At 55.6% G+C, this 8611-nt stretch carries 7 protein-coding genes; 4 read left to right on the forward strand and 3 right to left on the reverse strand.

Features of this window, described 5'->3' with window-relative positions; genetic code table 11:
- The 4 genes from IRZ24_RS12975 to IRZ24_RS12990 all read left to right on the forward strand — a co-directional run.
- The coding region (locus IRZ24_RS12975) for a hypothetical protein (RefSeq protein WP_297164912.1) at positions 1–510 on the forward strand (510 nt) is incomplete at its 5' end.
- An 88-nt stretch (positions 511–598) separates the two neighbouring features.
- Complete coding sequence (locus IRZ24_RS12980; RefSeq protein WP_297164914.1) at positions 599–994, forward strand: hypothetical protein; 396 nt, start codon at positions 599–601, stop codon at positions 992–994.
- A gap of 462 nt (positions 995–1456) precedes the next feature.
- Entirely contained in the window at positions 1457–2302 is an 846-nt protein-coding gene (locus IRZ24_RS12985) for an ABC transporter ATP-binding protein (RefSeq protein WP_297164916.1), read from the forward strand.
- A 58-nt stretch (positions 2303–2360) separates the two neighbouring features.
- Entirely contained in the window at positions 2361–4133 is a 1773-nt protein-coding gene (locus IRZ24_RS12990; protein ID WP_297164918.1) for a hypothetical protein, read from the forward strand.
- Between the two features lie 122 nt (positions 4134–4255).
- Here IRZ24_RS12990 and IRZ24_RS12995 read toward each other — a convergent pair whose 3' ends face one another.
- From IRZ24_RS12995 to IRZ24_RS13005, 3 genes are all read right to left on the reverse strand, one after another.
- Entirely contained in the window at positions 4256–5467 is a 1212-nt protein-coding gene (locus tag IRZ24_RS12995; protein ID WP_297164920.1) for a hypothetical protein, read from the reverse strand.
- Between the two features lie 101 nt (positions 5468–5568).
- A complete protein-coding gene (locus tag IRZ24_RS13000; protein ID WP_297164922.1) occupies positions 5569–6759 on the reverse strand; it encodes a hypothetical protein in 1191 nt (396 codons plus the stop codon).
- Between the two features lie 17 nt (positions 6760–6776).
- Positions 6777–8611, reverse strand: a 1835-nt coding sequence (locus IRZ24_RS13005; protein ID WP_297164924.1) for a CopD family protein, incomplete at its 5' end; no start/stop codon positions are given.

An 8611-nucleotide genomic window follows, 5' to 3' on the forward strand; every position in this document is an offset into this window, starting at 1 on the left:
TTCATTATCAATTATGATAATAACATGGCGGTGGCGATCTTGCCTGATGCTCCGGGGCCATTGCTGAGCACTTCCCTGGCCTATACTCTAACGATGCAGGAAATCAAAGGGGACGATGGTTCAATCAATAACCAGTTTGGTATGATTATCCGTTACAACCAGCAATCCAAGGGTGGAAAGGTGACAACGCAATTCTATGCTTTTGAGGTGCGTAACACAAGTGATGGTGAATATCAATTCTGGAAGTTTAATAGTGCTGCCGCCGAAGATGATCGCTGGACAAAGATCTGGTCGAAGAGCTTTGGCAAAGAGTATCATCAGGGACACGGCTCAAAGGCTGTGAATACGATCAAGATTGTGGCAAGCGGTAAGAACTTTACCTTCTACGTGAATGGCAAGAAGGTGGGAACGGCTCAGGACGGCTCGATTCCCTCTGGTTCGCTTGGGTTGCTCGTGAACCTGAAAGGAACGGAGGTGGCTTTTTCCAATCTGCTCGTGACGACGCCTTGAGCTGATCGTTTTCTAGTAACGGGGAACGGTCATAGTTTTCCTTTGGTTGAAAATGCCCACTCTTGGGCCTGTGGCTGGAGGCTGTATTTTGAGAACGATCTTTGTCTGGCTGACACTGATTATCACGGCTTTCCTGTTCGTGCTCAATCTCGCACTGGTGATTATCTTTCGTAAGCGGAAGAAGACAGAAGTTCTGTCCTATATCGGAGCTGGCCTGATAGAGCTAGCTGTCTTCTGTGTAGTGCTCCTTTTCCACCTGGGCGTCTTAACCTCGATCCCTTTCCATTTACCACCCGGCCTAAGCTTCAATCGCGCCGAGATTGCTGCTGCCCTCGCTCTAGGGATTGGCCTTTTCCCGGCGGCCTACTGGCATCGGGTGTCTATGGCGCAGTTACGTGCTCGCATGGAGCAAGATGCCCGTTTGATGAAGATGCGTAGCGATGGGGGCGTGCGTATCAAGACACCTGAGGAATGGATGACTTGAGCCAACGAAGCTGAAACCAAGAGAGCTTTTTAGGCGAGGCCCGCTGTGGCCCTCGCTCACTGTCATCTGCTCGCCGGTGAGTCGCTCGTTGCTTTCGATCGATTGCCAGTAAAGTCACGAGCAGAAGGTGTGTCTTGCTGTTGGCTGCCTGTGTTCTAGCTTCTCCTTCGCCAGGAGCCAGGCTGCTCCTCTTCAAAGGGAGTGGCCTTTGTCATTCTCTGCCTGCTGCCAGATCCTGTCTGGGAAAGTCCCTCTTTGGCAAGCCTGCAGCGGGCATGCTTTTCTATCTCTGTGCTCTCCCCGCTCGCTTATAGCTGCTGTGTCGTTGGAACTGACTGTTCTGCCTGCGTCTTTCTAGAGCAAGAGGCTCCTCTCTAGCTTGCTATTGTGGCTGTCCTTGACAAAGGGTACCCTTGCGTGTTATACATTATAGCAATTAGCTATAACTTTGGAGGGAAGAGAATGCGTTCTGAGCCTCAGCAGGATGCCATCGCCAATCCATTTAGCCCGGGAGCAGCGGGGCCACAGCAGGATGTGGCCATTGTGGCCCGTGATCTTGTGCGTGTCTTTGGTCAGAAAGTAGCGGTCAATCATCTCAATCTGATGGTGAGGCGTGGCGAATTCTTTGGTTTTCTTGGCCCCAATGGGGCCGGTAAATCGACCACCATCAAAATGATGGTTGGGTTGCTACGCCCAACAGCGGGTCAGGTCTGGGTGGCTGGCGTCGATGTCTGGCAAGAGCCGTTGCAGGCTCGCCGTCTAATGGGGGTCTTGCCAGAGCAGCTCAATCTCTATGAGCGCTTAACCGGGCGCGAATTTTTGATCTTTACCGGCCATATGTATGAGTTGTCCAACGAGGAGATCGAGCGTCGCTCGTATGAACTGCTGCGGGTATTAGCATTGGAGGCCGACGCCGATAAGCTCATTGTCGACTACTCGGTCGGCATGCGGAAGAAAATCGCCCTGGCAGCAGCCTTGATCCATAATCCGCAGGTGCTTTTCCTGGATGAGCCATTTGAGGGAATCGATCCCGTTAGCTCAAGGGTCATCCGTGATATTCTGCACGATTTGACAAGACGTGGAACAACCATCTTCTTTTCTTCCCATATTATGGAGCTGGTCGAGCGGCTCTGCTCTCGGGTGGGGATCATCAATCAAGGGGTGCTCGTGGCAGAAGGTACCCTTCAGGAGTTGCGCGCCCGAGCCAGTGGCACCGGCGATATGCCGCGTGATGCTACTCTGGAGGACATTTTCTTGAATGTGATCGGTGTGCGCAACGAAGAGCACAATCTGAGCTGGCTTGAGTAAAGAGGAGGCCGTCATGCCATCTGACTCGTTCTCCGTTCCCAGCAGAATATCTGCCACCTTGGAAAACCTGAAACTCAATCCGCGGAAACTGCGTTGGCTCCTTTGGCTACGTTGGAGGCTGCTCATCCGCGGCCTCACTCGCAATGCTCAAAGTGCCATTGCCTTTGTGGTTACCATCTTTTTTCTGATGGCTTGCTGCGGCAGCAGTGCTTTTGGCCTTGTAGTGGCCTCTCGCCTGATCCGTCCCCCTAGCAATGTGGAGCTGCTCTATGTGGCACTGCCGGCTATCACGCTCCTCTGGATCTTGCTGCCTGTTTTCCAGTATGGTCAGAATGAGGGACTAGATGTCTCAAAGCTGCTCCTGTTCCCTCTGACCCGTGGCGAAATGATGGCCGGTCTCCTGATCGCTCAGCTCGTAGATGTGCTCACTCTCGGGCTAATGCTCTGGTTGATAGCGCTGGTGGTGGGCTTCACCTTCTCGCCGGGCTTGCTGCTGTTGAACATCGTGGCCATGCTCATCTTCTTAGGGTTCGTGGTGAGCTGTAGCCAGCTTGTGATCGCTCTGCTTGCCGGCATGCTTCAGAACCGTCGCTTTCGCGACTTAATCTACATTGCAGTGATTCTAGCCTTTGCTATCTTCTATATCACAGAGCAGTTCTTGCTGCGTGGTGTCTTTATCGAAAGCTTCAGTAGAGGTTTAGCGCAGCGTCAGTACTCTCCCTACCTGGCTTGGTTGCCGCCAGGTTGGGTTGCCCATGCTATCGAGGCTGGACTTCAGGGCCATTGGCTGGCTAGCGTGGGCTGGCTGTTGTTGACCCTGCTGCTGACCTTGCTGATCCTCTATCTCTGGCAGCGGGTACTGGAGCATACCCTGACGCAACCTGAAGTAGGGGGACAGACTCAGGCCCGGCAGACACTGCGCAGGGCAGCGCCTGCTGCTGCCAGCTCGCTGCCGGCTGCTGTCTCATCTGCCATCACAGTCACAGCAGCCCCGCCTGCCCTTGCTCTCGAAGCCGCGACCACCCCGCCTCTCGCCCGGGACAGCCGCCCCTGGTTTAGGCGTTTCCTGTCTTCCCAGACGTTGGCTATCGCTGCCAAAGATCTACGCTACTTCCGGCGTGATCCGCAGCTCCTGGGGCAATTGATAATGCCATTAGTTGCTGTCGTTGTAGCTCTTATTGCCCCTTTCATTGGGAATCAATCAGCTCGTCCAGAAGACTACAACTGGTTCTTCCTCATTTATCCTCTCATTTTCGTTTTTCTTAGCATAGCTGTACTTTCTCTCAATGCATTAGGCTTAGAGCGTAAGCCGCTGACGGTCCTGTTCCTCTATCCCGTTAAACCAGAGCGCATCTTCTTCGGCAAGAATCTGGCGGCGCTTGTCCCTGGCCTGACAGTCTTGCTGGTGATGCTCATCTTTGAGGGGTTGTGGCTCAAGCTCTGGTCTTTCTTGCTTCCCTCGCTGGTGACAGGAGTAGCTGGTATAGGCATTGTATTCGGCTGGGGTAATCTTACCTCTGTCTTCTTCCCGCAGCCCGTGATTCAACGGCGCGGCTCTCTCTTTGCTTCGTCCTCCAGCTACAGCGGTGCTGGCTGTACGCGAGGTATCTTTCAACTGCTGATGCTAGTCGTCACATTTCTCTCACTGGTGCCAGTCATTCTAGCCATGCTTCTCCCGTTATGGTTCGGCGTAACCTGGCTCTGGATTGCGATGGCCCCAGCCTCCTTGCTCTACGGCTTCACCTTTTATCTGCTCCTTACGCGCTTTGTGGCTGCTCCAGCTCTGTTGCGCCGCGGTCCGGAGATCCTGGAGATCGTAGCGCGTGATTAATGCTCAGCGCGGAGAAGCAGGGCAAGCAGCTCGCTGGAAACTGGCCATTTGCTCGACTAAATCGAACTGCGCACCTCCGTCCTTTAACGGGGGGCGCAGTCCTTTTTCCCTTACCTGTCTAATCACCCTTTGTCATATGGAGCTAGGTTCTTCGGCTTCTGGCGGCGACTCTGACGCTGGCGCAGCCAGAAGAAGAAGACAGGTCCGGCGATCACGAGAGCGAGCAAGATGTAGAAGGCCACCGTCATCAAGCGGTTACTGGACTGCGTTGTTGCAGCAGTCGTGCCCAGGGCCGGAGGATAGAGGCCAGTAATAATAAAGCGGGGAGAACCACCCACATGGAAAGTTTGGACGATCTGGCGCGCTGGGATATCGAGCATGGTGACGTCGCCATTGGCCAGGGCTACAAAGCCAAACTGGCCATCGCTTGTGATGGCTACCGCCTGGGGAGCAGCACTGAGCGTGAAGCTATGGTCTGGCTCCGCTGGGGGAGGACTACCCGGAACAATTGGGGCTAACACGTAGAGATGCCGGCTCGTCTTATCTGGCACGTAAATATCGCCTGTGATGGCATCGTAATCCATAGTCCCGAAGTCCCCGCCGTGGAACAGCGTAGGGTAGATTTCACGTGTTCCCAGGTTGACCGCAATGATCGTATGCTGGCGTGTGCTGACATAGGCGATAGAGCCGAGAGGGATCGTGATCGAGAGCGGTCCTTGAGGGACAGGAACCGTGGCAAGGCGCTGACCAGAGGAGTTATAGACAGCCAGTGCCTGGCTCTCTGAGACCCACAGTTGATTGCCCTGGCCGCCTGAAATGCCGGCGCCAACCACGGCCACCGCCAGACCGGCGACGTTGCTCGCTGCCTGAATTGTTCTTTGCACAGCACAATTCGCTGGGTCGAGTACGCTAATGAGAGGACTCGCTGGGCCGGCAGCGTAGAGCAGGTTGGCGCCTGGATCGAAAGCGACGAAGGAAGGGGCGCCGGGCAGGTGGGCCGAACAAAGCACCTGCCCTGTCCTGGCCGCGAGCATGCTGACTGTGCCTGATCCAGGCTGGGCCACATATAGAAAGCGCCCGTCCAGGCTGAGATAGGCCATGCGGGGATCACCCGCCAGACGAAGCGATGGCTGAACTTCTTGCTTGACAATGTCAATCACGCCGATGCCATTGCCTCCTCCTACCACATAGGCCAGATTAGGTGCCCCGCCATCGGCTCTAGCCGGCGGCAGGTCACCTAACCCTGCGTACAAGACGAGGCTCAGGACCAGTAGCAGCGACAGTGGCAGGGATAGCCAAAAGACCGATCCTCGTCCAAGGAAAAACATCTGCATAGTGCTTGTTCCCTTACTTGTGTCTTGGCCTTTTGATGCTAGCAAGAGCCGATGAAGACTCAATCTTCCTCGCTGGCTGACTAGGTGGATAGCTGCGAACCTCATGAGACACTAGCTGGGGTCAGCGACCGCCAATGTGCTCCGTTCCCCTGGCCAGTGAGTACATAGACTGCTGTCGGGTAAGAGAGTGAGAGATAGAGCTGAAAGGGATTGAGCGGATCAACAGCCAATTCGCTCAGGTTGCCGCGGATCGCTGGCAGGCCCGTCCAGCTCTGTCCGCCATCAGTGCTGCGGTAGATACTGGTGGCGGTTTTCCCGTAGAGAATGTATGGATTGCTGGGGGCCGCGGCCAGGGAAGTGAGAAGAAAGAAAGAATGTGTGTTTATGCTACGCGTAAAGGTGCGGCCACCGTCGCGCGAGACATACATGCCGGCATCGCCACTGGCGTAAATTGGCTCGTTGGGGCCAGCGGTAGTGGCATCAAAGATGCCGCCATTGATACCAGTGATCAAGCGCCAATGGAGTCCTCCATCGCTACTGAAGGCCATGCCTGCACTGCTATAGACCAATAGATGACCTGGCTGCCCAGGGAGGGGTAAAAGGCCACTGATCACGCTGAAAGGCAGCGTTCCTGTCTCGCGAAAATGACTTCCCCCGTCATGGCTGACGAGCAGGCCATGCGCCTGACGCTCTGAAAGATAGATGTATACCTCGTCAGGGCTAGCATTACCAGCGGCGGCCAGGAAAATGGTCGTGCTGGTCAAACTAGCGCTGCGTGTCACCAGTTTCCAGGTACGTCCCTGATCCTGGCTCATATAGAGGCCCGGTGTACCACGAGCGTTGCTCACACTCGGGTAGGTCAACACATAGAGACGCTGCGAGTCAAGCGGACTAACCGTCAGCGAGTAAGTCATGAGATCCTCCATGATTTGCCCGCGGCCACCTGCGACCTCCTGCCAGTGCTGGCCCCCATCGTCGGAGCGAAAGAGGCCGTAATGAGTGGCCAGCAGCAGAATATGCGGAGACAAAGCCAGCAAGGAATGTACGTGGTTGGCTGCGTTGCCGAAGCCGTTGCTTGCCGCAGCCGGCGTAGGCGTTGAGAGCGTCGAAGCTCTTCCGTTTCCCCCTGGCAGGGTACAAGCTGACAGACCTCCTGACAGCAGCGTCAACAGCAGCACTGCTAATGACAGGAGCCAAGCTTTTCCCCCGAGGCGCTGCCATGAGTCGCTCCCAGCGACTTCCCTCTGCCGTCGGAAGCAATCCCCGTACCAGCCAACCAATGCTGCAGCCATCCTCATTTGTTCCCTCACTAGAATGGAGTGAAGAACTTAATCTGCGTCTCGTGCAGCTTGTTATCCGGCGTGCGGATTTGGATGCGTGCCAGCCAGTCGCCGCTCATAGTGAGATCGCCATGAGCGCTAAAGCTCCCATCGGCGGTAGGTTGCAAATTCAGCACCTCGGTCCCCATATCCATGTCGAGCATATTTAGATAGAGCGCCACCCCTATCTGTGTCATTGGGCGCTGTGTCTGGCGGTCGCTGACCTTAACAGTAAAAGTATTAGTGCCGAAGCGGTTGGGAGAGATGGTCAAGGTCACCGTAAAGCGTCCATCGCTGGTCGTCGCACTCGTCGTTAAGGGCTTCGGAGCGGGGGTCGAACTAGCGGTAGGAGCGGGTTGGGTGCTTGCTGTAATAGGGGTTAAGGTACCGGCGAAGATATTCATCAGTCCGACGCAGACCAAGACTCCCACGCCAAGCACTGGCTCCCAGCGCAGCACCGTTGTCAGACGACTAGTGAGCCTGGTCAAACGCTTCTCGCGAAGCTTAAGCTGACGTGTCCAGCGCTTCTGCAGGTCTTCATCTGCGGGTGACTCTGCTGCCGTGGCTAGTGGCAATGTTGCTGGGCTGACCAGGCCCTGCTCTAGGCGCTCAAGGCAATAGGTATATTTGCGGTATTCCTTCTTCAGGCGTGGGCGCAGGAAGAGCACATGAAACGCGCTGGTAAGGAGCAAAGCGGCCACCAGCACGATCTTGATCAGCAAGGCCCGCCCGTAGGCTGTCGTAATCAGTTCCGCTGGCTCGGTCAAATGAAATGCAGCGCTGAAAGGTCCGGTGATGGTCAGCAAGACCACACCAGCGATGGCCCAAGGAGAATAATAAGGCAGCACTGTTGTCAGCGATTGGGCCCGGATGGGTGCTGTCTGCCGCTCTAATAGGGGCAGATAGCAGGTGGCGATGTAGAACATGCCCCCAATCCAGAAGGCCGAGCCGAGTAGGTGCAGCCAATCAATCAAGACAGAGAAGAGAAAGACATTGCTGCTCACGGCGGCGGCGTGGCTGGAGAGCGTCATAGCGCCAAAGAGGGCCAGGCCGAGAAGAAGATTAAGCCAGGCGCTAACGCCTTCCCTGACAGCAGAGCGCTGACGAGCCAGAAGCTGGTAGAGGGCCAGCGCTAGCGCCAGCATGATTACAAGCTCACGTGCTAACCAGAAGGTACCAAAGCGGCTGCCCCTGATCATGCTCAGCAGGAGTGAAGGAGCCAGAGCACTGCTCCATTGGCCATTGCTCAAAAAGAGAGCCTGACCAACAAGCACACCCAAATTCGCCAGCAGGAGCACGAGCAAAGTGGGCACAGAAAAGCGGCGAGTAAAGCGCAGAGGCATGGCTTCTACAATGGCTCCAGCCTCAGCATTCTCGCCGTTCGTGCCGGCAGGAACTGCCTCCAAGACAAAGAAGCGCCATAGCTGAGCTCCGACCCAGAAAATGGCCCCCAGCTCGCTCAAGGTCACAGCAATCAAATTAAAAAGGCCGACGGCATCGATCTGCCCCGTATAAAGGCTGCTAGTGTTGCCACCGCCGAGCAGGTCCTGACCAGGGGGCGGTGCGTTGGCATTCAACTGGGGAACCGTACCATTGGGTTCAACGACCGTGAACAAGAACGAGCCGCGCAGAACATGCCCATCGACGTTAGAAACGCTCCGCCAGACCACGACATAGACATCTGGGGGCAGATTGGCTTTTAATCCAAGGTCAAGCTCGCGGGGATCGCTGGAAGAGACATGAGCATCCCCTTTATCAACACGCTGGTTATGGCTATTGACCACAGCAGCGGTGCTCAACGCTGGATTCAGATCCTCGCTGAACC

It is taken from the genome of Thermogemmatispora sp., from assembly GCF_019683755.1.
Taxonomy (GTDB): domain Bacteria; phylum Chloroflexota; class Ktedonobacteria; order Ktedonobacterales; family Ktedonobacteraceae; genus Thermogemmatispora.

What these genes read in the sequence shown, in the direction of transcription:
- IRZ24_RS12995 (WP_297164920.1), bottom strand. Translation starts at nt 5,467, where the DNA reads ATGCAGATGTTTTTCCTTGGACGAGGATCGGTCTTTTGGCTATCCCTG.
- IRZ24_RS13000 (WP_297164922.1), bottom strand. Translation starts at nt 6,759, where the DNA reads ATGGCTGCAGCATTGGTTGGCTGGTACGGGGATTGCTTCCGACGGCAG.
- IRZ24_RS12985 (WP_297164916.1), top strand. Translation starts at nt 1,457, where the DNA reads ATGCGTTCTGAGCCTCAGCAGGATGCCATCGCCAATCCATTTAGCCCG.